This is a genomic window from Desulfobaccales bacterium (genome assembly GCA_041648175.1).
In the GTDB taxonomy this organism is placed as follows: domain Bacteria; phylum Desulfobacterota; class Desulfobaccia; order Desulfobaccales; family 0-14-0-80-60-11; genus 0-14-0-80-60-11.
Map to the genome: position 1 here is coordinate 67,021 of JBAZPO010000002.1, position 25,777 is coordinate 92,797.

General features: G+C 55.6%; 26 protein-coding genes. 22 read left to right on the forward strand and 4 right to left on the reverse strand.

Translation table 11 applies throughout. The features are described from left to right. Window positions 1-513: 513 nt before the first annotated feature. The 4 genes from WC600_02280 to WC600_02295 are packed head-to-tail and all read left to right on the forward strand — an operon-like array spanning window position 514 to window position 3,616. Window positions 514-1,284, forward strand: a complete 771-nt coding sequence (locus tag WC600_02280) for a Ku protein (GenBank protein MFA4901551.1) — start codon at window positions 514-516, stop codon at window positions 1,282-1,284. Between the two features lie 31 nt (window positions 1,285-1,315). Beyond that, window positions 1,316-2,101 (forward strand): Ku protein, encoded by a 786-nt coding sequence (locus WC600_02285; protein ID MFA4901552.1) that lies wholly within the window; start codon window positions 1,316-1,318, stop codon window positions 2,099-2,101. After that, entirely contained in the window at window positions 2,098-3,003 is a 906-nt protein-coding gene (ligD, locus tag WC600_02290) for a non-homologous end-joining DNA ligase (protein MFA4901553.1), read from the forward strand. The genes WC600_02285 and ligD (WC600_02290) overlap by 4 nt, the downstream gene beginning before the upstream one ends. 28 nt (window positions 3,004-3,031) lie before the next feature. Then, window positions 3,032-3,616, forward strand: coding sequence for a TMEM175 family protein (locus WC600_02295; GenBank protein MFA4901554.1), 585 nt, complete (start codon window positions 3,032-3,034; stop codon window positions 3,614-3,616). Window positions 3,617-3,877: 261 nt separating this feature from the next. Here the strand turns inward: WC600_02295 and WC600_02300 are convergent, their stop codons facing one another. After that, window positions 3,878-4,516: a hypothetical protein gene (locus WC600_02300; protein MFA4901555.1), complete on the reverse strand. Its 639-nt coding sequence runs from the start codon at window positions 4,514-4,516 to the stop codon at window positions 3,878-3,880. Between the two features lie 1,029 nt (window positions 4,517-5,545). Between WC600_02300 and ligD (WC600_02305) the strand changes: the two genes are divergently transcribed. The 3 genes from ligD (WC600_02305) (at window position 5,546) to WC600_02315 (ending at window position 8,879) form a co-directional block, all read left to right on the forward strand. After that, on the forward strand, window positions 5,546-7,141 hold the full coding sequence (ligD, locus tag WC600_02305; protein ID MFA4901556.1) for a non-homologous end-joining DNA ligase: 1,596 nt from the start codon (window positions 5,546-5,548) through the stop codon (window positions 7,139-7,141). Between the two features lie 77 nt (window positions 7,142-7,218). Beyond that, a complete protein-coding gene (locus WC600_02310; protein ID MFA4901557.1) occupies window positions 7,219-7,950 on the forward strand; it encodes a DUF72 domain-containing protein in 732 nt (243 codons plus the stop codon). A gap of 125 nt (window positions 7,951-8,075) precedes the next feature. Then, a complete protein-coding gene (locus WC600_02315) occupies window positions 8,076-8,879 on the forward strand; it encodes a hypothetical protein (protein MFA4901558.1) in 804 nt (267 codons plus the stop codon). A 115-nt stretch (window positions 8,880-8,994) separates the two neighbouring features. Here the strand turns inward: WC600_02315 and pgsW are convergent, their stop codons facing one another. The 3 genes from pgsW to pgsB are packed head-to-tail and all read right to left on the reverse strand — an operon-like array spanning window position 8,995 to window position 11,791. Then, window positions 8,995-10,134 (reverse strand): poly-gamma-glutamate system protein, encoded by a 1,140-nt coding sequence (pgsW, locus tag WC600_02320; protein MFA4901559.1) that lies wholly within the window; start codon window positions 10,132-10,134, stop codon window positions 8,995-8,997. Continuing rightward, window positions 10,131-10,583: a poly-gamma-glutamate biosynthesis protein PgsC gene (gene pgsC / locus WC600_02325; GenBank protein MFA4901560.1), complete on the reverse strand. Its 453-nt coding sequence runs from the start codon at window positions 10,581-10,583 to the stop codon at window positions 10,131-10,133. The genes pgsW and pgsC overlap by 4 nt, the downstream gene beginning before the upstream one ends. Beyond that, a complete protein-coding gene (gene pgsB, locus WC600_02330; protein MFA4901561.1) occupies window positions 10,580-11,791 on the reverse strand; it encodes a poly-gamma-glutamate synthase PgsB in 1,212 nt (403 codons plus the stop codon). Before pgsB ends, pgsC begins: the two co-directional genes overlap by 4 nt. 128 nt (window positions 11,792-11,919) lie before the next feature. On the opposite strand from pgsB, the gene ggt reads away from it, so the two are divergent. From ggt to rsmI, 15 genes are all read left to right on the forward strand, one after another. Further along, on the forward strand, window positions 11,920-13,638 hold the full coding sequence (ggt, locus tag WC600_02335) for a gamma-glutamyltransferase (protein MFA4901562.1): 1,719 nt from the start codon (window positions 11,920-11,922) through the stop codon (window positions 13,636-13,638). Between the two features lie 211 nt (window positions 13,639-13,849). Further along, window positions 13,850-14,251: a response regulator transcription factor gene (locus tag WC600_02340; GenBank protein ID MFA4901563.1), complete on the forward strand. Its 402-nt coding sequence runs from the start codon at window positions 13,850-13,852 to the stop codon at window positions 14,249-14,251. A 331-nt stretch (window positions 14,252-14,582) separates the two neighbouring features. Beyond that, window positions 14,583-16,454 (forward strand): indolepyruvate ferredoxin oxidoreductase subunit alpha, encoded by a 1,872-nt coding sequence (gene iorA, locus WC600_02345; protein MFA4901564.1) that lies wholly within the window; start codon window positions 14,583-14,585, stop codon window positions 16,452-16,454. Window positions 16,455-16,670: 216 nt separating this feature from the next. After that, on the forward strand, window positions 16,671-17,333 hold the full coding sequence (locus WC600_02350) for an indolepyruvate oxidoreductase subunit beta (GenBank protein MFA4901565.1): 663 nt from the start codon (window positions 16,671-16,673) through the stop codon (window positions 17,331-17,333). Window positions 17,334-17,482: 149 nt separating this feature from the next. Then, window positions 17,483-17,938 carry an archease gene (locus WC600_02355; GenBank protein ID MFA4901566.1) on the forward strand — a complete coding sequence of 152 codons (456 nt, stop codon included), beginning with the start codon at window positions 17,483-17,485 and terminating at the stop codon, window positions 17,936-17,938. 56 nt (window positions 17,939-17,994) lie between these two features. Then, a complete protein-coding gene (locus WC600_02360; GenBank protein ID MFA4901567.1) occupies window positions 17,995-19,434 on the forward strand; it encodes an RtcB family protein in 1,440 nt (479 codons plus the stop codon). Window positions 19,435-19,597: 163 nt separating this feature from the next. Further along, window positions 19,598-20,935, forward strand: coding sequence for a signal recognition particle protein (ffh, locus tag WC600_02365; GenBank protein ID MFA4901568.1), 1,338 nt, complete (start codon window positions 19,598-19,600; stop codon window positions 20,933-20,935). A 49-nt stretch (window positions 20,936-20,984) separates the two neighbouring features. Next, window positions 20,985-21,242 (forward strand): 30S ribosomal protein S16, encoded by a 258-nt coding sequence (gene rpsP / locus WC600_02370; protein ID MFA4901569.1) that lies wholly within the window; start codon window positions 20,985-20,987, stop codon window positions 21,240-21,242. Between the two features lie 59 nt (window positions 21,243-21,301). Continuing rightward, window positions 21,302-21,532: a KH domain-containing protein gene (locus tag WC600_02375; GenBank protein MFA4901570.1), complete on the forward strand. Its 231-nt coding sequence runs from the start codon at window positions 21,302-21,304 to the stop codon at window positions 21,530-21,532. Next, window positions 21,525-22,052, forward strand: coding sequence for a ribosome maturation factor RimM (rimM, locus tag WC600_02380; GenBank protein ID MFA4901571.1), 528 nt, complete (start codon window positions 21,525-21,527; stop codon window positions 22,050-22,052). Before WC600_02375 ends, rimM begins: the two co-directional genes overlap by 8 nt. A gap of 54 nt (window positions 22,053-22,106) precedes the next feature. Beyond that, complete coding sequence (gene trmD, locus WC600_02385; GenBank protein ID MFA4901572.1) at window positions 22,107-22,847, forward strand: tRNA (guanosine(37)-N1)-methyltransferase TrmD; 741 nt, start codon at window positions 22,107-22,109, stop codon at window positions 22,845-22,847. Between the two features lie 4 nt (window positions 22,848-22,851). Continuing rightward, complete coding sequence (rplS, locus tag WC600_02390) at window positions 22,852-23,205, forward strand: 50S ribosomal protein L19 (protein MFA4901573.1); 354 nt, start codon at window positions 22,852-22,854, stop codon at window positions 23,203-23,205. After that, window positions 23,202-23,840, forward strand: coding sequence for a ribonuclease HII (locus tag WC600_02395; protein MFA4901574.1), 639 nt, complete (start codon window positions 23,202-23,204; stop codon window positions 23,838-23,840). Before rplS ends, WC600_02395 begins: the two co-directional genes overlap by 4 nt. Next, window positions 23,837-24,793, forward strand: a complete 957-nt coding sequence (locus WC600_02400; protein MFA4901575.1) for a YraN family protein — start codon at window positions 23,837-23,839, stop codon at window positions 24,791-24,793. Before WC600_02395 ends, WC600_02400 begins: the two co-directional genes overlap by 4 nt. A gap of 1 nt (window position 24,794) precedes the next feature. After that, the gene (gene rsmI / locus WC600_02405) at window positions 24,795-25,643 is read left to right on the forward strand and encodes a 16S rRNA (cytidine(1402)-2'-O)-methyltransferase (protein ID MFA4901576.1); all 849 of its coding nucleotides are present in this window, start codon (window positions 24,795-24,797) and stop codon (window positions 25,641-25,643) included. The last annotated feature ends 134 nt before the right edge of the window (window positions 25,644-25,777 follow it).

The following is a 25,777-nucleotide window of genomic DNA, read 5'->3' on the forward strand; positions in this document are numbered from 1 at the left end:
TTTTATGCTGGAGTGGCCGGTGAAGATATTTTGCCGGAATAAGCCCTCAAAGGGCTTCCCCCGGCAGGGGGGCGTTGACCAGGTAAGCTCCACTGCCGCAAATTTTAGGACCATAACTTCTTATGGTGTTGCGATTGCATCACCATTCCTTTGCTTATCTGCAGGAGGGACACCCGAGGGCAGGTGTCTTGCACTTTCAATTCAAGCATAACCCATCACCGATAAAATAAGCAATGTTCGTTCCAAAAAGAGTCTGCCGTCTCCTTTCGATTAACTTATTGGTTTAATTAAATAAATTTTGATAGTATTTGAAAAGCGGACGCTTTTGTCTGGCCATATGTCAGTAATTTTTACAGATTGTAAAGGGGGCCAAAGGAGAGCCCTTTGGGTTCTAATAAGGCGCGTACTCATGCACCCGACCTTGACAGCGGGTTTGCGTGGTACTTATCATGTAATATAGCCGATAAAAGGGCGAACAACTGTTCCGGTCATAAAAGCTATGCGGAGGATTGAGTGGCGGGAAGAACGATCTGGCAAGGGTATATTCATTTTGGGGATACGGATGTGCCCGTGAAGCTGCATACCGCGGTGAAGGAAGACCGGATTCAGTTTCACCTTCTCCACAAACGTGATCGTGTGAAATTGCACCAGCAGATGATCTGTGCGTATGAAAAAGTGCCCGTACCGTTGGAAGAACAGGCCAAAGGGTTTGAATTGGAGGATAGAAAATATATTCTTGTCGACCCTTTGGAGCTCGAACAGACCGAACCCGAAAGCAGCCGGATGATCGAAATCCACGAATTCGTCAAAACTGCACAAATCGATCCCATCTTTCTCGAGCGGGTGTACTATCTGGAACCTGATACCCTCTTGAAAGGATATAACGCGCTTGTCGAAGCGTTGCAGGAGATGGGTGTAGAAGGTATCTGCACCTGGACCATGAGGAAGCGGTCCTATCTCGGGGCCTTGCAGGCAAGCGGGCAGATCCTGCGCCTGAATACTCTGCGGTATGCCGACGAAGTGATTCCGGTAAAATCTCTTGACCTCCAGAAATTTTCTTTGTCTGAAAAAGAACTGAAAATTGGCAGCGATCTGATCAAACAGTTGACCGTTCCTTTTCAGCCGGAGAAATTCGAAAACGAACATCAGAAAAAGCTGCAAAATTTAATCGATAAAAAAGCGCGCGGAGAAAAAATTGCCATCCTGCGCCCCAGGCCCATGAAACGCACGGCACCGGATAAGCTGCTTCAGGCTCTGGAAGCGAGTCTGAAGAAAGTCGCCTAAATGAAGACCCTCGATTCGCAGAGGCAATGAAATGGCTGTGCAGGCAATCTGGAGCGGGACGATCAGTTTTAGCCTGGTAGCGATTCCGGTACAGTTGGTTAAGGCTATCGAGCCCGGGCGGGTCTCCTTGCATATGCTTCACAGCAAAGATTATTCCCCTCTCGCGAGAAGAATGTACTGTCCCAAAGAGGAGGTGTTAGTCCCGCCGGATGAGATTATCAGGGGATTTGAGATTGGACCCGGCCAATACCTACCGATAACGGACAAGGAGCTGGAATCCGTGTCTCCCGAACGGAGCCGCACCATCGAGATCGTCGAGTTCATCGATATGAAGGAAGTGGATCCTATCTATTATGATCACCCGTATTATCTTGTTCCTTCGAAAGGGGGCGAAAAAGCTTATCGGCTACTGGTCGAGGTGATGCGCCGAACCAACAAAGCCGGGCTCGCAAGATTTGTGCTGCATGAGCGTGAGTATCTCGTTGCGGTCAAAAGCACGGAGGGTGCACTGACCCTGATCACCCTGCATTACAGCGAAGAAATTCTTCCCGACGAAGACATCTCACCACAAGAAGGAAAGATCGAAGCCGAAGAGAAAAGCCGCATAAAACAGAGCATAAAAACAATGCTGGCGGACTTCAACCCGGTGCATTATGCGGACGAGCGCCGGAAAAAGATCATGGATCTCCTGCAGCGGAAGGCGAAAGAAAAAGCCCAGGTGGAAGCGCCTGTTGTAGAGGAAGAAGCGGGAGCAGGTCCGCCCGATCTGATCGCCGCTCTGGAGGAGAGCATGCGTCAAGTGAAACAGAACCGGTGAGCCAAAAGGTTGTCGAGATCGCCGGGAGAAGACTCTCGTTATCGAACCTCGAAAAAGACCTCTATCCCTCCTTTGGTTTCACGAAGGCCCAAATCCTGGAATACTACCGGCGGATGGCCTCGTTCATCCTGCCCCATTTGCAAGACCGGGCCTTGACCCTAAAGCGCTATCCCGAAGGAGTGGACCAGGATTTCTTTTTCGAGAAGCGTTGTCCTTTTCATCATCCGGCCTGGGTGAAAACCGCTGAGGTCCGCTTGGAGGATAAAGAGCAGATGACCGTCTGCCTGGTCAACGATCTCTCCACGCTGATGTGGGTGGAGAACCTTGCGTCTCTTGAACTCCATGTGCCTCTGGCCAGGGCCGCCTCCCCCGATACCCCCGATTCCATGGTCTTCGATCTGGACCCCGGCGAACCGGCCAACCTTCTGGATTGTGCCCGGGTGGCGCTGATACTTCGGGACCTGCTTAGCCCTTTGCGGCTTACCAGCTTGGTCAAAACCTCGGGCCAAAAAGGGCTCCATGTCTATGTCCCCTTGAACCGCGCCGAGACGACCTTTGAGGATACCAAGAAATTTTCCAAAGCCGTGGCCGAAATTATGCAAAAAAATTATCCGGATCTGGTAACTGCCAAAATGGCCAAGGAATACCGGAAAGCCAAGGTTTTTATCAACTGGGAACAAAACGACTCCAAAAAGACCATGATCTGTGTTTATTCTCTGCGCGCCAGGGAAAAGCCGATGGTCTCGTGCCCCCTGGCCTGGAGCGAATTGGAGAACTTGGCCAGGCAGGGCGACCCGGAAAAGCTTCAGGTCATGTATTCGGAAGCCGTGAGCCGGGCCGAAAAGCAGGGTGACCTCTTTCGAGAAGTGCTGGTGAAGAGGCAGAAATTGCCTCATTTATGATGGTTTCTTTGCACGCCATAGAGGGGAAATGCGCAAAAACAGGTTAGAAGCCTTCAGTGATGGCGTGATTGCCATTATTATCACCATCTTGGTGCTGGAGATAAAGGTTCCTCATGGCGAGACCTTTCAGGCTCTGGCGCCCTTAACCCCGGTGTTCTTGACTTATGTTTTGAGCTTCGGTTACCTGGGCATCTATTGGAATAACCATCACCACATGCTACATACCTGTGAAAAGGTGACGGGATCGATCCTTTGGGCTAACCTGCACCTCTTGTTTTGGCTGTCGCTCATTCCCTTTACCACGGGCTGGATGGGCGAAAACCATTTCGCCGCAACCCCGTCGGCCCTGTATGGGGTGGTTCTGCTCATGGCAGCCATCGCCTACTTTATATTGCAACATGTGATAATCGCCTCGCAGGGCCACGATTCGCTTTTGAAGAAGGCGATTGGCCGTGATTGGAAGGGAAAGCTGTCGACGGTCCTCTATGTCCTGGCAATCCCGGCGTCGTTCTGGTTGTGCTGGGTTGCGCAAGGTATATATATCTTAGTCGCACTGATTTGGTTGATCCCGGATCGGCGTATAGAGAGAATGCTTTCGAGCCAGAAAACCTGACTTTTGGCAGAAGTATTGGAGGGCGGGAAAGCGCAGCGCATCCCGCCTTCGGTAGCCTCAGCCCGGCGTTTGCAGAAGGGAGAACGAGGCATTTGGCCGCAACGCTTTTGTCACTTTACGAGGGTCGCGCCTTGGCCGTATTCAAGCTTTCATCGATACGTGGAACGCGGCATTTATAACCTTGAATGGGCGGCAGATGATAACGCTCGAAGTCTAGAGATAGAATAATTCTAAAAGCGGGATGCGCTTCGCTTTCCCGCCTTACGGGCTACAGGCTATGCCCCTCAGTTCGCCTGTCTTCTCGCTGGCGAGAGGCAGAACTTCGAGCCCATCCTTCCCGCCAAACTTCCCTTCGCATATGTCACTGATTCGGTAGTTCTTCGAGATGAACGCCTTGCGAGCACCACTGAACTCGTCGAAACCAAGCACATAGACAACGAGTTCCGCTTCCTTTCCGAGCGACAAGAGGACCTCTAGGGTCGGAGTGCGGCCGTTCAGGGCAACCTGGAACTTGGCGCTGGACAGTTCCGGGGTGTCGTCCAAGCCGAGGACTACCATGCGATTGGCCCCTCTTGGTATCCGCGGCTCGTGAGTTGTATCGCTACTCAGAGTTACTATGGTCCAGGTATCCAAGAACTCAGGCTTATGCGACAGGTTGCGCACTCTCAGACGAGAAAACACATCGACATCGATTGCGTTCCTGCGCCCGACGTTCTTGAACTTGACACGATACCGGGGCGCCTCCCCAGGATAGAGCCCGGGGAGCTTGTTGATCTGCTCCGAGAATCTGAACTTCGGGACGACCACGCGGAAAACGATGAACCACGCCGCAAACGAAGCAGCAATCCCAAATGGGACACCCACTAGAGTTGACAGAAGAGCTCCTTCTATCGCGCTCACCGCTACGTCCCCCTACAACTAGACATCATCGTCATCTGACGGCGCTAACAATATTTAGATTCATATGCACAAGATATGAGATTAGATTTCCTGTCCTTATTAAATACCATGGCATCGTGTCAGCCGCTGACCATAAATCTTGAGATTTGGTCTTAATAGAGCCATGTTAGCATAGGCTCCGCCGAATCGGAATTTTTTCCTGTTTGGGAGACAAGGGGATAGCTACTATCTTGCCAAACCAGATTTTTCTAAGTTATATAAATTAATTACAGATAAGATTTGGATAAGGAAATGTGGTCTGGTAGGGGGCCTGCATTAAAAATTCGAAGATAAAGCATGTCAGCCCTTAGGCGGGAAACGAAGCGCATCCCGCCTTTAGCATTATATTTTGAGCAGTTGCTCCTGGGCCTTTGGCCCTTCCGTAAATCCTGACAAGTTCCTCCCGGGCGCCCCCCAACCTTGAACCTTGAACTTTTCCAACGGGTCAACTGTCTCTGCTGTTCTGGAAATTTCTCTTCCCCGGCCTTACCTTATTTTACATGTGTAACTTAACCGCTCTATCCCCGGACCGCCCGGCCGCCAAGCGGCACAAATGCGGTACACCAGCGGCGCTTAAGCGGTGTCAGACCGCTAAGTCTGCGTCACCTCAGCGGTCTAAAGTGAGCCAAATGAGGTACTTATGCGAACCAAACTGCGGATTTTTTTCAGGTGCCGGTACAGGATGGCCTCATGGCCCCCTCATTTCGCGCCGCAAGCCCTGCGAAAATGGTCGGCTAATTCCTAAAAACCGAGGAATATGCCTATCTTGGCTTATGTTCAATGGTTGCTTTGCCTAAGTTGTACTTATAATTGGTTTTTTCGCCGCCCATCTCAGCCCGGCAAACATTTTCGTTCCCAAGTGGCACTTGGGAACGAAAAAAGAGGCTAACGGAGAAGTTGCCTGCTCACGTCTTGACCACTACTATTTATGGAAAATGGACTTTCCGTATCCGGTCCATATTCCCCGGAGCTGTCGCAGGTTAACCCAATATGGGATTAAAGGAATACAAATCCAAACGAAAGTTTGAGAAGACTCCCGAACCGAAGCCGGTCCTGAGGCAGGAGGGAGACCATCTCATTTTTGTCGTTCATAAGCACGCGGCCCGGAGGCTTCATTATGATCTCAGGCTGGAGCTGGAAGGGGTGCTGAAGAGCTGGGCGGTGCCGAAGGGGCCTTCGCTCAATCCTGCCTTAAAAAGACTGGCCGTCATGGTTGAAGACCATCCGTTTGATTACCAAGATTTTGAGGGCGTTATCCCGGAGGGCAATTACGGCGCCGGCAGCGTTATCGTCTGGGACCGGGGCTTTTATCAACACCCCTCCGCAAGAGATAGAAAGGAAAGTGAGAAACTCCTGCTGGACGGATTAAGCAAAGGGAATATGAAGTTTGTGCTCGCTGGGGAAAAGCTAAAGGGTGAATTCGCACTGGTCAGAACCAGAATGGACGAGAAGTCATGGCTACTTTTGAAGAAAAAAGATGGCTATGCAACTAAAGAGGACGTTCTTCGGGAGAACCGTTCCGTGGCGTCCAATAAGACCCTGGAGGAAATTTCCGCAGCCAACCCTTCGATCACTTCCAGGCAAAAGGATCTAAACCAGATCCGCCTTACCGAAGCAATGGAGAGCGCAGACCTGTTGAATGCACCGGTCAAACCGATGCCGCACGGCCTGAAACCGATGCTTGCGACCCTGGTTAAAGAACCGTTTGATCATCCGGAATGGCTCTTTGAGGTGAAATGGGATGGATACCGGGCCATTGCCGAAATCCAGGCAGGCAAGGTTTCGCTTTATACCCGTAACCAAATCTCCCTCAATAAAAAGTTTTTCCCAATTGCCGAGTCGCTGCAAAAATTCGAATTTGACGCAGTTCTGGACGGCGAAATCGTCGTCGTGGATGATCAGGGACTTCCCGATTTCCAGATGCTGCAAAATTACCAAAAATCTGGAAGTGGTTATTTGATCTACTATGTCTTTGATCTCCTGTTTCTCCGTGGACATGATCTTTTGAGCCTGCCCCTGCTAAGGAGAAAAGAACTGCTGAAAGAAATTCTCCCTGTTGCCAAGGACATAAAATTCAGTGATCACGTCTGGAAAGAGGGCGTCTTGTTCTTCAATGTCGTCAAAGAAAAGGGACTTGAGGGGATCATCGCCAAACATTCTCAAAGTACCTACCGGATGGGCAGGAGGAGCCGGCAGTGGCTGAAGATAAAGACGCAACTCGCCCAGGAAAGCGTGATTGCGGGATTCACGGAACCGAGAGGGGGGAGAAAATATTTCGGCAGCCTGGTCTTAGGTGTGTTTGAAGGGGACGAGTTGATTTACATCGGTCATTCGGGAGGCGGATTCGGAGCGGAGAAATTAAGGAACATATATGAAAGATTGCAGCCCCTGATCCAGGAAGAATGCCCCTTTAAAATAGAGCCGACTACCGACACTCCGGTCACCTGGGTAAAGCCTGATCTGGTCTGCGAAGTTGCTTTCGCCGGCTGGACTGAGGATGGCCTGATGAGACACCCCGTTTTTTCAAGGCTGCGCGAAGATAAGGCTCCTCGTGAAGTGGTGCGCGAAAAGCCCGAAGAAATTTGACAAGTATCGGTGGCACAGGCTTTCCAGCCTGTGCATTTTGCAACTTTGCAACCTTGACCCTTGAGCTTTCATAAAATATGAAAATCTATGTCGGTACAAGCGGGTATGGGTACAAGGAATGGAAAGGTAAATTCTATCCGGAAAAGATCTCCCCCAAGGAAATGCTCCGCTTCTATTCGGAACGCCTCTCCGCAGTAGAGATCAATAATACTTTTTATCGCATGCCCACAGAGGGCGTCCTCGCATCCTGGGCCGAACAGGTTCCCGACGATTTTATTTTCGCCCTTAAAGCGCCTCAGGTCATAACGCATCGGAAGCGAATGAGAAACGTGAGCGGGGAGACCGAGTACTTATTTAGGACGCTTTCAGTTTTAGACAGGAAACTGGGGCCGGTCCTGTTTCAGTTTCCCGCGAGTTTTCATGCGGACCGCCCGCGGCTTAAAGATTTTCTCGACCTGATTCCCGGCAATATGTCTTGCGCCTTCGAGTTCCGCAGCCCATCCTGGCTCGATGTTGAAATTCTTGACCTCCTGCGTGGCAGAGGATGCAGCCTGTGCATCGCGGATGCCGATGAGAATCCGGCCGATGGGATTATCAATACGGCGCCATGGGGGTACCTGCGCCTGCGCCGTTCCGATTATACGGATGCCGATCTGTCACAATGGCTGGAAAAAATCCTTGCACAGAAATGGGAGAAGGCTTTCGTTTTCTTTAAACACGAGGAAGAAGCCAAAGGGCCAGAAATGGCGATAGGTTTTCGTGAGCTTACCGATTCAAGGGGAAAAGAGAATTCAAGACCGGGAGGATAATTAAGCGTTCGACGTGGGATATGATTGCGGGCGCATTTTTGGTATACTTTAAAAGTTTGCATATAATTTTTCAATTCCCCCGATGCCTGGAGCGGAATTAAGCCTCGGGCAGGGGAGAAACAAATATGGCTAAATGGATAAGGGGCATTGGTCTTGCTGCAGCCCTCCTCGTGTTTCTGCCGCTTTCGGGCCGAGTTTCAGGTGAAGAACAGATGAGCAGCATCCTGCGGGAGATCAGGCAGATTGAATTCAATCAAATCAACTATGATGAGCCGAGCCGTGACTACTTCGGCTATATCAAAGGTCACATTCCCATCCTCATTTCCGCTCCCCATGGTGCGAAGCATTTCAGAACCAAAGAGGCCCGCTGGAAAGAAGAGGACGCCTACACCGCCTCTATGGCCATAAAGCTCGGTGAGCTGACCGGGGCCCACGTCATGTATGTGAAGAACCGGGCGGGCGAGGACCCTAACAACGACGTCCAGACTCGCTATAAAGATCGCTTGAAGCAGGTGGTGGAGCAGAACCATATCAAGTTTGTCCTGGACCTGCACGGGGCCGGTAAGAGCCAGCCCTTTAAAGTCGATGTGGGGACCTTGAGCAACGACACCCAAAAGAGTTCCTGCCCCACCTTCAAAGGGACTATTGCCGAGGCGTTTCAGGGATATGAGCCCCAGATTTTCAACCAGAGGTTCAGTGCCCGGGGCTCCGGCACGGTCACCTGTTACGCCAGGAAGACCCTGGGCGTAGAATCTGCCCAGGTGGAGATCAACGCGAAATGCCGGATCGTGGAGTCCAAAACCTCCAGCTTCAAGGCGGATGGCCCCGCGGTGCTCGATTTAGTCGGAAGACTTGAAAAACTGATTCTGGCAATTAACCGTCAGATTGAGCGCAGCAGGACGGAAGCCTTACTCAAGTCTCCGTTTTAATACCCCCAAGGCCAGACAGTGTTTCCCATCACCGCAAAGTCAGCCAAGGTTGCATCTAAAGTACCAATGCCATAGTCAACATCCTTGAGGTCCTTCGTACAATCCAGTCGCCGGTTTACACCATAGGTTCGGGCGGAGCCGAGCCCTTCCGGCGGTAAGATACCGTGAGCATCCGAAAGCCCAGATCTGTCCGGGAAAAGAAATAGAGGCCGCCAAAAATCCCGGTAAGGACAGCGCCGGCCAGCCATTTATTATACCGCGTCCTGGAGTAGACGCCTCCTTTGCCAACCTCGGGTAATCTGTCAGGGGCTGTGGGCAGCCCGTATTGGGCAGCTAGCTGTTTGATGTTTTCCAGGTGGATCACCGGGGTGTCTTCTTGGAGAAACCGGGATACCACGAATTTCCCATTTTTTATCAGGTGATCCTGCGAGGGCGTCAGGCCAGATTTAATTAAGCCGCGCCTCCGGCGCTCGGCGCCTACTGCGGCAATTCCCCCGCCAACATTGATATAAGCCTTGGGACGCCCTTCCTTGAAATAGAGACTCATGCGCTGATCCACATTCTCATGCAACGTCGTGTCCGTGATCCGGGCCAGGCCATTTTTTTCTATCGCTTGGATGATGGACTGGCGTGCCGCTTCCGACATCTCTTTCCCCTTGTCGTATCTGCCACCGATGGATGCAGCCACGGAACGGAAGGGGAAGAGGTCCTGGTTATAGAGATGATGTTCCATATCAATCCACAGGAAATCTGGATCATTGGCGCCCCACTGCGACGAAGCGACCGAAGAGATTATGGTAGGTTTTAGATGCAAAGCCTTGAGGGCCGCGTAGAGCGCAATATTCATGGCGGGGAAGGAACCGGTTACGCTGACTGCAACCTGGTCGCCCTGACGGACACCGGCCTGTTCGAGAAGGTCGACGATGACTGCGGCGAAGTTTGGGTTTATCGAAGTTTGTTTAGCTTCGAGGTTGCCGGAGCTACTCGTGACCGGGCTTATGAAGCTGCCGATAAGCCCTGATTGGGCAGGATCGACCTGCGGTTCAAGAGGATCTCCCTTTTTCAGCCGCTCCTCCTTAATCACCGTCATGGCCTGCAAGGCCAGGTGAGACGCCTCCAACTGCGCTGCATAGTAAGGACTTCTCTCGGTGATCTGGAACCGCTCAACCGCCAGGTCCCCCCCGACTGCAAAGACCGCCACCAGGATAATGGCCAGAAGAGGAGTGCCGTGGGGCCGCCAATAAATTTTTTTCATTGATTCAGGGCCTCTCCGAATATAAGGACGAGGATAAGCCGGACAATGATGGCCGCGGTGAGCAGGGAACAGATCGCTTCAATTACTCCCTGCCGGTCTAGCCAAACCGCAATGAGTCCGGGAATGATAAAGCCTATGACGGCAAATTCCAGATCGGTCACCCCGGGATGGACGAAGTATCGTGCCAGCATGCCCATGAGGTACCCGGCCAGGATCATCAGGACAGTGCGCCGCCTCCCATAGACAATAACGAAAGAACCGATGGCTCTTACCAGAACAAAGGCGGCAAAACCCGTCGCCAGGGTCGTCACCACTATGACTGGCTGGGTGAGATAGAGGGCAAGATATCCCGGCACAACCAGACCTGCCCCGGCGAGACCGAATATTTCCGCCAGGAAAATGCTCACTACCAGGCCTATGCCGATGGAAACGGGCAGTAGCTCGATCATGGTAGTTCCTTCTTCAGGACCTCTTTCAGGATGCTCCGGTGACGGAAAAAGCGGCTAAGGCTGAGTCCCTGACCCTTGGTATTCCCCATACCCACTACCACCGCGGAGCTTCCGGCGAGCTCCACTATGTGTTCGAATAGGTCGCTGTCGCTTTTATTCTCCGCGAAGATCAGCTTATCTGCGGCAATGCCCCGGGATATGGCTGCTCTGGTAAAAAAATAGGTGCCCGTACCCATGAGGAGGTAGTGATTAGCGGGGGACCACGCGGCACAGGCTTCGCCAAGCTGTCGCGAACGGACTGGCCGGTCTGCCCGGCAATTGAAGATCACGATCCGTTTTTCCACGTCAGGATGCTGCTTAAGAGCAAGGTTCCAGATACGCTCGGTCGATTCCGGGTCGTTGGCCGCAAAGGCATTAACGAAGTAAATGTGCCGGCCGAAGAACCGGATTGTGGAGAAGGTGAGGGCTCCCGGGTCAGGTGCGGCCTTCCACATGCCCCGAAGCGCCATTTCGCGGGGCACTCCCAGATCGAGACAAACCTTGAGGGCCAGCGCCACATTTTCCTTATGTTCCACGTAGGAAAACCTGGCCATTTCCTCATCGGTAATAGCCGCCATATCTTCCGGTCCCACCGCGAATAGCCTGGTCCTCCGGTCCCGGGCCGCCTGCTCGAAGATAGGGACATGCCTGATGTCGGCCGTAAAAAGCTTGCCCCCGATTGGCGTCGTCCCAGCCAGGGCTAGCGCCACGTTATCCTCTTCCGGACCCATGACGTCAAGATGGTCTTCCCGCGCATTGGTGATAACTCCGTGGGTCGCACTGACGAAACTTGACTCGCAGAGCCACTGGAGCAGCGGCTGGAGCGCCATGCACTCCACCACCAGGACTTGGGCCCCGTTGGCGGCCGCAACGGCAACGACGCGCACCTGCTCGATGACATTGGCCCCCGCAGGTCTAAAGACCGGATACTCCACGCCGTCGGGCAGGATAAACCTGGCCAGAGTTCCGGTGGTTTTGGCGCAGGTCGGAATGCCCTGCTCCCGCAAGCCTCCCGCAATAAGCCGGACGACGCTGGATTTTCCCCTGGTGCCGTTGACGTGGATGCGGACCGGTATCTTCGCAATGTTCCGTTTATGAAAAAAAGCCTCCTGGACGCCCAGGAAGACCAGAACGACAAAGAAAAAAAGGATTATTTCTATCCCGAACATTTATTTCCGATTTTTTAAACTTAATATAATACCTACTTGTCAAATGACAATATATGAGCCGCAGATTGGATTCATAAGGGTTGCTCCCCCGTGTGCGGCTGAAACCCCGAGCACCTTCGGTGATCCATATGCATGCGGATACAATAGCTAAGATGGTCTCTCGCCTGTTTTTGTCGGCCCTCATCCTCCTGGTTGTCCTTCCCACCATCTCAGGAAGTCAGGCCCTGGAAGAGCAAAGTGCGCCCCCGCCACCTCCGGAGTTCAAGTCCGGAGTTATAGCTGCAGCCCACCCCCTGGCTGCAGAGGTCGGCGTAGATATTCTGAAAAAAGGGGGAAACGCGGTTGATGCCGCGGTAGCCACTGCCTTTGCTCTGGGCGTGGTGGAGCCCAATGCCTCCGGGATCGGGGGCGGGGGGTTCATGCAGATTTATTTGCCCAAGTTCTTAGGTGCGAAGGTGGTGACCATCGATTATCGCGAAATGGCGCCTGCCAAAGCGACCGCGGGGATGTTCCTGAAGTGGGGAGTCGACCAAATGAAGATTGGTCCTCGATCCGTGGCTGTGCCGGGAACCGTAGCCGGACTGACGCTGGCGCTCCAAAAATACGGCACTATGGCCCTGAAAGACGTCATGGAGCCTGCCATTCACCTCGCCGAACAAGGCTTTCCAGTTTCCAACCTTCTCAATAGCATGATGGCGAATAATGCCCCCAAGCTTTCGAGATTCCCGGCGGCCGCCAAAATCTATCTTAAGAACGGAGGCCCCTTTAAAGTGGGGACTCGCTTATACCAGAAGGACCTGGCCGAGACTTACCGTCTGATTGCAGCGCAAGGTCCAGAGGTTTTCTACCAGGGGGCTATTGCCGAGGCCATTGCCAATGAGATGCAACGATCGGGCGGATTGATCACCCGGGAGGATCTGGCAAACTACCGGGCCGTCGTGAGGTCGCCGGTCGAAGGGAATTATCGTGGTTATGAAATCATTTCCATGGGGCCGCCCAGTTCGGGAGGGACCCAGTTGATCGAGCTATTGAATATTCTTGAAGGACACGATATAGCCCGGCTCGGCCTGAACGGTCCCGAAAGCATTGAGATCATGACCGAGGCCATGAAAAAGGCATTCTCCGACCGGGCGCAGTATATAGGAGATCCAGACTTTGTGGAGATTCCCCTGGAGGAGTTGCTTTCCAAGGAACACGCGGAAAGATTAAGAAAGGGGATGAAAACTAAACCAAAGGGCCAGTTGCAGGGAAAATTAATTACGAGTAATTCTGCTCTTCAAGAGTCCGATCAAACCACCCATCTATCCGTTGCCGATAAGGATGGAAATCTGGTCGCCCTAAGCCAATCCGTTGATGCTTTCTTTGGCTCCGGGGTGGTGGTGCCGGGAACCGGAATCCTCTTGAACGACGGGATGGGGGATTTTGCTCCTCAGCCGGGCGAACCGAACTCCATTGCACCCGGGAAAAGGCCCCTGAGCAACATGGCTCCCACCTTGGTACTCAAAGACGGCAGGCCATATCTGGCCATCGGCATGCCCGGGGGGACCAGGATCACCTCGGCGTTGACCCAGGTTCTGATGAATCTCATCGATCATCAATTAACGCTGCAGGAGGCGATTAATGCGCCGAGGATTCACCGTCACACCGTAACCGGGGAGCTATTATTAGAATCCCGCATTCCCAACAAGGTTAGAAATGCTCTGGCGCGCCAAGGATATCCCATTGTTCTCAAGAAAGATTTCGATATCTATTTAGGCGGGGCCCAAGGAGTGATGATCGATGCAAAGACCGGTGTCCTTTCTGGTGCTGCCGACCCGAGGCGGGAAGGGACCGTCAGCGGATATTGAGAAGTCGCGAGTTCGAGTCTCTCGTCCCCGCCACATGAAATCAATGGGTTAGGTTTCAGTAAGAGAGCCCAATATTTCCGGGCATTTTGGATTGACAGAGGGGGCGAGAATGATTAAATAATACGGAACTCGGAAGCTACAACACCATCTCCTCAAACCGAGGAAAATTAATTTTTGTTTAGGAAGTTGCCTGCCGATAAGGACCTGAACTATGGCCCCCTATAATATTGTATTGGCCGACGATCATATTTTGGTGCGCCAGGGAATCAAAAAGATCCTCCAGGAAGACCGTGAGATGCGCGTGGTGGGCGAAGCGGCAGATGGGGTAGAACTTCTTGAATTATTAGGGAAAATAGCTCCTGAATTGGTCATTTTAGATATTTCTATGCCTCGCCTTAAAGGGTTGGCGGCGGCAGAGAGAATTAGGCATCTCTACCCTAACATCAAAGTGTTGATCCTGAGCATGCACCGGAGCAAAGAATACCTGCGCCAGGCCTTGGCGGCCGGTGTCCATGGCTATCTTCTCAAAGAAGATGCGGATGTGGCGCTCTTTGCCGCCATCGAGATAGTCCGCCAGGGCAAGATCTTCATATCGCCGCTACTTGAGGAATAATTGATAATATACTAAATTACTTATAACGTTATTTACTTATTATTAATATTTATTGTATCCCGGATAATATAATTATTTATATAATTACTTGAAGGTTTTTTTGCTGGACTCGTTTTAATCAACTCCCCTTCATTTTCCCCGGTCCTTCAACTTCCCTGTGGTCTTAACAAGCGTCTATCCGCGCCGAGTGGTTTTTTTATTCGTAATTCGCGGCAAATATGTTAATAATTATAATTTATGCAAATTTTCCCAACCTGGGGGAATGGTCGGCAGGCCACCATCACGAAGAGCGGTCGGCCATGGCCCCGGAAACGTTTCAGGCAGAGACCTTATGTCAGAGCTTTTATCCGGACGCGCAGGGGAGCGGCGGCTTTTCCTGGGTAATGAAGCCATTGTGCGGGGTGCCCTGGAAGCTGGGGTGGCCTTGGTCACAACTTACCCCGGGACTCCCGCCTCCGAGATCGGCGACCGGTGTTATGAGATTGCCCGGCAGACCGACCTCCGGTTCGAATTCTCCACCAACGAAAAGGTGGCCCTGGAAGTGGCGGCGGGCGCCGCGGCTTGCGGCTGGCGCGTGCTTACCGCCATGAAACACGTGGGCCTCAATGTAGCTGCCGATGCCCTCATGACCCTGGCCTATGTGGGGGTCAAAGGCGGCATGGTGATTGTCAGCGCTGACGACCCGTCGCTGTTCTCCAGTCAGAATGAGCAGGACAACCGCTACTACGCCAAGATGGCGGGCTTGCCCATGCTGGAGCCTGCCACCCCCCAGGAAGCCAAGGACATGACCCTGGCGGCTTTCGCCCTCTCCGAGGAGCTTAAGGTCCCGGTGCTCTTGCGCACCACCACCCGGGTTAACCACACCCGGGGCGGGGTGACCCTGGGAGAGCTGGCGCCCCGGCCGGGGCTCGGGCGGTTCCATAAGGACCCCTTCCGCCAAGTCATGGTGCCGGCCGTGGCCCGCCAGGCCCACGTGCGCCTCCTGATTGCCGAAGACCAGGCCCGGACTTTGGCCGCGAGTTCGCCCTTCAATGAGATCAGCGGGGCCGGAACCTGGGGCATTGTCACCAGCGGGGTGAGCAGCACCTATGTCACTGATGCCCTGGTGGAGCTGAACTTGACTGATAAAGTCAGGCTGCTCAAGTTGGGATTCACCCACCCTCTGCCCGAGGAGTTGCTGGCGGATTTCCTGGCGCCTCTGGAGAAAGTCCTGGTGGTGGAGGAGTTGGAGCCTTATCTGGAAGAGGGTCTCAAGGCCGTGGCCCAGGACCGGGAGATTACCGTGACCATCCGGGGCAAAGGACCTGAGTTGTTTTCTCGCCTTTATGAGTACCACCCGGCCTTGGTGCGGCAGGTCATCGCCCGCTTTTTCGGGGTGGCCTATGAGGCGCCGGAACTGATGGTCCCTGAGGCAGTATTGGGGCAGGCCTTGCCGGATCGCCCCCCTAATCTTTGCCCGGGCTGTCCTCACCGGGCCACCTACTATGCGGTGAAGATTGCCCTCAAAGACCTGGGCGTGGAAGGGATCTTTCCCACGGATATCGGTTGCTACACCCTGGGGCTCCTACCGCCTTTGTCCATGGCGGATTTCCTCATCTGCATGGGATCTTCCATCAGTACTGCCGCTGGGATTTCCCAGGCTACCGGCCAAAAAGTGGTGGCCTTTATCGGCGACTCCACCTTTTTTCACGCCGGGCTGCCCGCTCTGGCCAACGCCGTGCACAACGGTCACGATTTTCTCCTGGTCATTTTGGACAACGGCACCACGGCCATGACCGGTTCCCAGCCCCATCCCGGCGTGAGTATGGCGCCTCCGGGTTATCCCGGCGTGCACGTCCCCATCCCCCGGGTGGTCAAGGCCCTGGGAGTGGACCAACTCTGGGTGTCCAATCCCTTTAAATATAAAGAGAGCCTGGCGGCTACCAAAGAGGCCCTGGGGGCCAAAGGCGTGCGGGTGCTCATCTCCCAGGCCCCGTGTCACCTCTATGCCCAGCGGCTTTCGGGCAAAAAACGTCAAGCCCGCTTCCAGGTGGTCGGGGGCTGCGGCGAGTGCCGGGACTGCCTGGATAATTTCGGCTGCCCGGCTATGTTCTTGGAAGGTGGTCAAGCAGGCCACCTGATGATCGACTCGGACCTGTGCTCCGGCTGCGCCTTCTGCGTCCAGTGGTGCGACCACATCCGCCCGGTGAAGTCAGGAGCATAAAGGCAGGAGCATAGAGGATAGGGGAGATTTGCGGGGAGGACCGGGGGACGCCCTTACGAAAAACCACAGGCGTCTCGCTTGTAGTCCTTAGCCCCCTGCACCCCCCTGAACTGGTGGCACAGGCTTTCCAGCCTGTGCATTCAGAAATATAGGGCGTGTCGCGCACACCGACTTTGGCGGCCACGGGCCGCCATATGGTTGAACATGGTTGAGCAAATGACCTCTACCGAAAAACGAAAAACGAAAAACGAAAACCCTAATAAAAACCTGCGCATCTTCCTCACCGGCGTGGGCGGCCAGGGGACGCTCCTGGCCAGCCGCCTCCTGGGCGAGGCCGCCCTGGCCGCGGGGTTCAATCCCATGGTAAGCGAAACCCATGGCATGGCCCAACGGGGTGGCATCGTGGTCTCCACGGTGGTGCTGGGAGATCTGCAAAGCCCCTTGATTTCCCCGGGCGAAGCCGACATCGTCTTGGGCTTCGAGGCCCTGGAGGCCTTCCGGGCCCTGGACCGCTGCCATGCGGACACCCTGGTGATCGCCAATACCGCCACCCTAGTGCCCTACCCGGTGGCCATCGGGCAGGCGCACTATCCTGCCGTGGACCAGATGTTCCGTCGCCTGGCCGAGCATGTGGGCGCGCTTTTGGCCTTTGACGCCGGCGACCTGGCCCGGCAGGCTGGCAGCCCCCTGGCCGTCAACATGGTCCTTTTGGGTGCCTTGGCAGCCACCGACTCTCTGCCCATCCCGACGGAGACGATCCTCAAGGTCGTCCGCACCCAGACCAAGGAAAAATTTCTGGCCTCGAACCTTAAGGCCTTTGAGTTGGGAGCCGCGGCCGCCCGGGACTCCAGCAACTGGCAGCGACGGTCCCTGCAATGAATTCCGGCGGAGTCCTGCTGTAGTGTGCGCACCCCTTAACCTCTTCCTTATTTATGGGCGAGGATTAAGGTGAGGGGTCAAGGACAAAACTTTTGGCAATTGCTCTGAAAGACTTGATATAAATTGTAAAGTTATTAGCTTATCAAATTATGAGGCTCAAAAACGTGGAGGCTGCTTCCCGGCCGCGACGTCGCCCATACCGGCAGATACCTCATACTGCTGATCTGGCCTGGCGTATATGGGGGAAAAACCTCCCGGAGCTCTTTGAAAATGCAGGTCGCGCTTTGAGCGCGACGTTGACGGATATACGGTCCGTGCGACGCCGGGAGACCCGGCAAGTAAGCCTGGAATCCAGCGACCGTGAGGCCCTCCTGGTGGATTGGCTCAACCACCTGCTCTATCTTTCTGACATTGATGGCTTTTTGGGCCGGGACTTTCAGGTGGCGTCGTTGACCGCCGAGCGCCTGGAAGCCAAAGTGGAGGGGGAGATTTTTGATCCCTCCCGGCATCCGAGCAAAACCGCGGTCAAGGCCGCGACGTTCCATAAATTGGCAATCGTGCCGGAACTGGATGGCTGGCGAGCTACGGTGGTGTTGGATTTGTGAACCAGGGTCAAGAAGATAACCACTGAAAACTGACCACTGACAACTGACAACTGCTTATGGTTAAGTTGCGGCAAATCGACGACTATCGCTGGGAGATTCCCCGGGAAGGCAAGATGCGCACCCGGGGGCTGGTTTTCTGTTCGCGCGAGATGCTGCCCTCCATCCAGGATGACCAGAGCCTCCAGCAGGTGGCCAACGTCGCCACCCTGCCGGGAATCGTGGGACCCTCCATGGCCATGCCCGACATCCATTGGGGCTACGGCTTCGCCATCGGCGGCGTGGCGGCCTTCGACCCGGTAGACGGCATCGTTTCTCCGGGCGGCGTGGGCTACGACATCAATTGCGGCGTGCGCCTGCTCCGCACCAAGTTGCATCGGGACCAGGTGGCCTGTTGCATGGAAGACCTGGTTAACACCCTGTTCAACAACATCCCCTCGGGGGTGGGTTCCCGGCGGAAGGATTTCAAGCTCACCGGCTCCGCATTTAAAAAGGTGCTCAAGGACGGCGCTCGCTGGGCGGTGAAGGAAGGCTTCGGCGAGGCCTCCGATCTGGACCACATCGAGGCCGGGGGCAGGATCGAGGGTGCCGATCCCGACTTGGTCTCCGAGTTTGCCATGAACCGGGGCAAGGACCAGTTAGGCACCCTGGGTTCGGGCAACCACTTCGTGGAAGTGGGTTATGTCTGTGAAATTTTCGATGCGCCCCTGGCCGCTAAGTTGGGCCTCTTCAAAGACCAGGTGACCGCCATCGTCCACACCGGCTCCCGGGGGTTAGGACACCAGGTGTGCGAGGATTTTATCAAGGTGATGCTCAAAGCCAGCGCCAAGTACGGCATCGAACTGCCGGACCGGCAACTGTGCTGCGCCCCCATCGCCTCGCCTGAAGGCAAGAATTACCTGGCGGCCATGGCCGGCGCGGCCAACTTCGCCTTTGCCAACCGGCAGATGATCACCCATTGGGTGCGGGAGTCCTTTGAGCAGGTTTTTAAAATGGGCCCCCGGGATTTGGGGCTGGAGTTGGTCTACGATGTGGCTCACAACATCGCCAAGCTCGAGACCCATACGGTGGACGGCACGCCCCGGAAGCTCTGCATCCACCGCAAGGGCGCGACCCGGGCCTTTCCGCCGCATCACCCGGAGGTGCCTGAAGCTTACCGGGAAACCGGCCAGCCGGTGCTCATCCCCGGGGACATGGGCCGTTACTCTTTCGTTTTGGTGGGGACCGAAAAAGCCCTTACCGAAACCTTTGGCAGCACCTGCCACGGCGCCGGCCGGAAAATGTCCCGGCACCAGGCGAAAAAGGTGGCCAAAGGGAGGTCCATCATTCAGGAATTGGCCGCTCAAGGCATCATCGTCCGGGGCGCGGGCCGGGCCACCATTGACGAAGAGATTTCTGAGGCCTACAAAGACGTGGCCGGCGTGGTGGATGTGGTCCACGGGGCCGGGATCGCCAAGAAAGTGGCCAAGTTGAAACCGTTAGGGGTTATTAAAGGATAATAGCTATAAGGCGGCCCGTGGCCGCCGCAGCCAGGTATGGCGGGCACGGCCCGCCCTATGGTGTGAATAAAGGATAGTTTTCCGTTTTCAGTTTTAGGTTTTCTGGTATAACAAGGGTACAAAGGGGAAGCTGACCTTGGTAACTGAAAGCAGATAGCTCATTATGTTTGACCGACTCTCCGACAAATTAAACGCGGTCTTCAAAAAGCTCAAAGGCCGGGGCAAGCTTAACGAGGCCCAGGTTCAGGAAGCCCTGCGCGAGGTGCGCCTGGCGCTTCTGGAAGCCGACGTCAATTATAAAGTTACCAAGTCCTTCATCGAACGCATCAAAGACCGGGCCGTGGGCGAAGAGGTGATGCGGTCCCTGACTCCGGCCCAACAGGTCGTCAAGATCGTCCACGAGGAACTGACCACGCTTCTGGGCGGCGAATCGCCCCGGCTGGATCTGAGCGGCAAACCGCCGGTGGCCTTGATGCTGGTGGGCTTGCAAGGCTCGGGGAAAACCACTACCGCGGCCAAGCTGGCCAAGCGCCTGAAGAGCCAGGGCCGCCAGCCCTATCTGGTGCCCGCGGACGTCCAGCGGCCCGCGGCCATCGAGCAGCTGAAGCGGTTGGGGGCCGACATCGGGGTGGCGGTGCATCCCACCGAGGCGAGTCAGAATCCGGTGGCCATTGCCGGGGCCGCCATGGAAGCGGCCTATGCTGCGGGCTTTGATACGGTGATCCTGGACACCGCCGGGCGCCTCCACATCGACGCTCCTTTGATGGATGAGCTCAAGGCCATCCGGGCCGCAGCCGAGCCCCAAGAAATTCTCCTGGTGGCCGACGCCATGACCGGCCAGGACGCGGTGGCGGTGGGCCAAAGCTTTCACGACCTTTTGAAGCTCACCGGCGTCATCCTCACTAAGGTGGAAGGCGATGCCCGGGGCGGTGCGGCGCTTTCCATGCGGGAAGTGATCGGCCAGCCCATCAAGTTTCTGGGGGTCGGGGAAAAGCTGGACGCCTTGGAAGTCTTTCACCCTGACCGGTTGGCATCCCGGATTTTAGGGATGGGCGATGTGCTCACCCTGATCGAAAAAGCCCAGGAGGCCTTCGACGCCGATCAGGTTAAGGATCTGGAAAAGAAGCTGCGGCAGGAAACCTTTACCCTGGACGACTTCCGGGAACAGCTTAAGCAGATCAAGAAGATGGGCAGCATGGAGCAGCTTCTGGGCATGATTCCGGGGCTGGGCAACAAAATTAAGGACCTCAAAGGCATGCAGCCGGACGAGGGCGAGTTGAAACGGGTTGAGGCCATCATCAGCTCCATGACTCCCGGCGAGCGGGCTGACCACAACATCATCAACGGCAGCCGCCGCCGGCGCATCGCCCTGGGAAGCGGCACCACGGTCCAGGACGTCAACCGGCTGCTCAAAAACTTTGTCGTGACCCAGAAGATGATCAAGCAGGTGGCTAAGGGGGGCAAGAAGGGCAAGATGCGCCTCCCCATGAATTTTTTTTAACGATATTCGGATACGACCTATCAAACCTTAGGAGGATAAAAGCAGCATCATGGCATTACGAATCCGATTGGCCCGTTACGGCGCCAAAAAGCGCCCATTTTATCGCATTGTGGTGAGCAACAGTGAGTCTCCCCGGGATGGCAGATTCCTGGATATCATAGGTACGTACGACCCGCGCCAGGAGCCGGCGGCGGTATCGGTGAAAGAGGACCTGCTCAAAGATTGGATGAGCAAGGGGGCCACTTGTACCGATACGGTAGCCAGCCTGCTGAAGCGGCCCAAAGCCGCCGCCGCGGCCGAGGCCTGAACGCGGCCCAGGAGCACCAGGGAGGTTAATCGCCCCATCCCTTGACAGAGGTGGCTACTATGAAGGAATTGGTGAAGTTCATCGCGCGGTCGCTGGTGGATAATCCCGATCAGGTGCAGGTCAAGGAAATCGAAGGGGAGCAAACCTCGGTCATCGAGTTGAAGGTGGCCAAAGAAGATCTCGGCAAGGTGATCGGCAAGCAAGGGCGCACCGCCCGGGCCATGCGCACCATTCTCAGCGCTGCGTCCACCAAGATTCGCAAACGGGCGGTCCTGGAGATCATTGAGTAGCGGACCGCAGGCTCCCAGTCCCTTAGTGGGCCTGGGGCGGATTTCCGGAGCCCACGGCATCCGGGGAGCCGTCAAGGTTCGGGCGGATGCCGAGGCTACCACGACTGACGCGGAGGTATTCGCGGCGTTGGGGGAAGTGTGGATCGGCGGCCGAAGGCATCAGATTCTCGAAGCCGGACGTCTCAAAACCCAGGTGATCCTCAGGCTGGCTGGCGTAGATAGCAGGAATCAGGCGGAAGCTTTGGTGGGGTTGGCAGTCGAAGGGGATCGTGTGCGGTTCCCGGCGCTCCCTGAAGGGGAATTTTATTGGTTCCAGGTTCTGGGGCTGCCGGTGGTTAACGTCGCCGACGGGGCCTTGTTGGGGTATCTGGACGAGATTATCCCGACCCCGGCCCATGACGTTTACGTGGTGCGCCAGGGCGAGCGGGAAGTGCTGCTGCCCGCAGTGGAGGACGTGATCATCGAGATCAACCTGGAGGAAGGGGTGCTCAAGGCTTCGCCTCCCGAGGGTCTTTTGTAACTTTTGTAAGGGGGAAGCCGCGGGCTTTGCCTTTTGAGAAACTCTTGGAAGCTGATGCGGATTGACCTGTTGACCCTGTTTCCCGAGTTTTTCGCCTCCCCCTTGAGCCAGAGCATGCTCCATCGGGCCCAGGTCCAGGGGGCGATCACCTACCGGGTGATTAATCTGCGGGAGTATACCACCGATAAGCACCAGGTGACGGACGACCGGCCCTTCGGCGGCGGTCCGGGAATGGTCATGAAGATTGAGCCCTTGGTGGCGGCCATCCGGGCAGTGCGGGAGGAAGACACTAAAACCCGGGTGATCCTGCTGGGTCCCTCGGGGCCGGATTTTAATCAGGCCAAAGCGCAAGAGCTGGCCGGTCTCTCCCACCTCCTGCTCATCTGCGGGCATTACGAGGGCGTGGACGACCGGGTGCATTTTTATATTGATGAAGAGTTGTCAATAGGCGATTATATTCTGACCGGGGGAGAAATCCCGGCTTTGATCGTGGCGGATGCGGTGACCCGGTTGCTTCCCGGAGTGCTGGGAGGGGAGGGGGCCACCGAAGAGGAATCATTCCAGGAGGGCCTCCTGGAATACCCCCATTTCACCCGCCCCCGGGTTTTCGAGGGTCACGAGGTCCCCCAAGTCTTGCTGGAGGGCGACCATCAACGCATTGCCCGGTGGCGGCGGCAGCAGGCCCTGGCCCGGACCGTAACACGGCGGCCGGATTTGCTGGCCCAAGCCGTGCTCAGCAAAGCAGACCGGGAATTCATCAAATCCCTGGCCCAAGGCCAGGCGGAAGATAGGTGAGGATATGGAAAGAGTAGACCAATTGGCCCGGGAGCAGATGCGGGCGGACCTGCCGGCATTTCGTCCCGGGGACACCGTGGAAGTGCATGTACGCATTGTGGAAGGTGACAAGGAGCGCATCCAGGTCTTCAAGGGTGTGGTCATCCGGAAGCGGGGCGGCCTCACGGGGGCCAGCTTTACGGTGCGCAAGGTTTCCTATGGCGTAGGGGTGGAGCGGATTTTCCCCATCCATTCTCCCAACATCGACCAGGTGGTCGTCCTGTTCCGGGGTAAAGTCCGGCAGAGCCGCCTCTACTATCTGAGAGAGCGGAAGGGCAAGGCGGCCCGCATCAAGGAAAAGCGGACCCCGATGCAATGAGCCGCGCTCCGGGCAGCGTCGATGTGCTGGCTGACCCGGAAGGTTTTTGGCGTTTTCAGGGATTGACCTTAATTGCCGGCGTGGATGAGGTGGGCCGGGGCCCCTTGGCGGGTCCGGTGGTGGCCGCGGCCGTGATCCTCCCTGCCGGCATTGCTTTTCCCGGCCTTAGGGATTCCAAGCGCCTCTCGCCTGAAGTCCGGGTGGAACTGGATGGCCAAATCAGGGCTCAGGCCTTGGCCCTGGCCCTTCGGGAGGTGGGACCCCGCCAGATCGAGCGTCAGGGCATCCTGGCCGCCTCTCTTCATGCCATGGCCCGGGCCATTCGGGACCTGTCCCTGGTCCCGGAGATGGTCCTGGTGGACGGCAACCAGCCTCTGCCCCTGACTTATCCCCAACAACCGGTGATCAAGGGCGACGACCGCTGCCCCTCCATTGCCGCGGCCTCCGTGGTGGCCAAGGTCTACCGAGACCGGCTCATGGAGGACCTGCACCGCCGCTTCCCCCAATATAATTTCGCACGGCACAAGGGCTACGCCACCGCCGAACACCTCGAAGCCCTGCGCTGCTGGGGCCCCTGCGTCCTCCACCGCCGCACCTTCCGGGGCGTCAAGGAGTGGATGGAGAATGGGGAATGATCTGGCATCGGAAATCTGCTCGTCTGGCCGAATACGATTATTCCCAGCAGGGAACTTATTTTGTCACAGTCTGCGTTCAAAACCGGGAGGGTTTACTGGGAAGAATTCTCAACAGAGAGATGCGCTTAAATCAGGCTGGCATCGCGGTGGCAAGATGGTGGAAAGAGTTAGAAAAGAAGTTTCTCTCGGTCAAAATAGATGAATATTATGTAGTCATGCCCAACCATTTCCACGGGATTGTTTTTATTTCGGAGCCATCCGGACCCGACGTTGAGGGCGGACACGCAGGTCCGCCCCTACAAAGGATTGTGCAGTGGTTCAAGACCATGTCGACGAATGAATATATTCACGGTGTGAAAGAGCATGGCTGGAAGCCATTTAAAGGTCTCCTCTGGCAACGGAGCTTTTATGAGCATGTGATTCGAAATGATGAGGCTTTAAATCGCATTCGAGAATACATCAAGTACAACCCGCAACGCTGGGATTTAGACCGGGAAAATCCCCGTGCGAAAGGAAAAGATCTTTTTGATCACTGGCTGAACACATTAACCCGCAGACCATCCTCCGAAAACTGTAGGGGCGGACCTGCGTGTCCGCCCTCTGATGCCCGGCGGCAATTGGGCGACACCGGCGAAGACCTGGCCGCGGTGGTCTTGAAGAAACAGGGCTATAAAATCCTGGAGCGCAACTACACAACACCCTTAGGGGAGATCGACCTCATCGCGCGGCAGGGCAAGACCCTGGTGATCATCGAGGTCAAGACCCGCAAGAGCACGCGGTTCGGCAGCCCTCAGGAGGCGGTGTCGGCCACCAAACAAACCAAATTACGTCGTCTGGCCGATTATTATATGAAGGACAAGCGCTTTACCGACACGCCGGTGCGGTTTGATGTGGTGGCCATTACTATGTCAGATGCAGGCCCTCAGATAGAGATTATTTCTAACGCGTTTTAAGATGAGCACCATAGGCATACTTTTCATCGTCGCCACGCCCATCGGCAACCTGGAGGACATCACCCTGCGGGCGCTCAGGGTGCTCAAAGAGGTGGATCTTATTGCCGCGGAAGACACCCGACACACCCGGAAACTCCTGAGCCACTATGGCATCAGCACGCCGCTCATCAGCTACCATGCCCACAACCAGGCGTCCCGCGGCCCGGAGTTGATCCGGCGCCTTGCTGAGGGAAAAAATGTTGCCCTGGTGAGCGACGCGGGCACCCCGGGGTTTTCCGACCCGGGCGCCGATCTGGTGGCCCGGGCCTGGGACGCGGGAGTAAAGGTGGAAGCGGTGCCCGGCCCTGCCGCAGGTCTCGCCGCGCTCTCGCTTTCCGGATTCAAAGGGGATATACTATTTGTTGGCTTCCTGCCCCGGGGTGAGGGGCGTCGGCTCAAAATGCTCCAGGGACTGGCCCAGGAAAACCGAGTGATTATTATGTATGAATCACCGCGGCGCCTGGCCCGGACGCTGACAGAAATCGCCGAGGCCATGCCCTATCGGCAGGTCCTGGTGGTAAGAGAACTCACCAAGAAATTCGAGGAAACCTGGCGGGGGCCGTTGGCTGAGATAGCGGCCAAGGTCCAGGCCATTGAGATCAAAGGCGAATGCGCCCTGGTGCTCTCCTGCCCGACGTCTGAAGTGGTGGCCTCAGAAATGGATTTGGACGAACATCTGCTGGAAATCGCCCAAAGGCAAGGCTTGACGGGGCGGCGGCTAGCGGACCAGGTGGCGGAAGCTCTCAAGATTCCCCGGCGCCGGGCCTACCAGGCCTACCTGGCCTTAAAAGAGCAAGGCCGGGTTGAATAAGGTCGAGCGGCTCATATTGTTTGTTATGGCTCGTTCCCAAGCTGTGCTTGGGAACGTACATTAATGAGCCAAGCTGAACTTGGCGCCCATTGATGTTCCCAAGTGCAACTTGGGAACAAGTTGAAATTTCATGA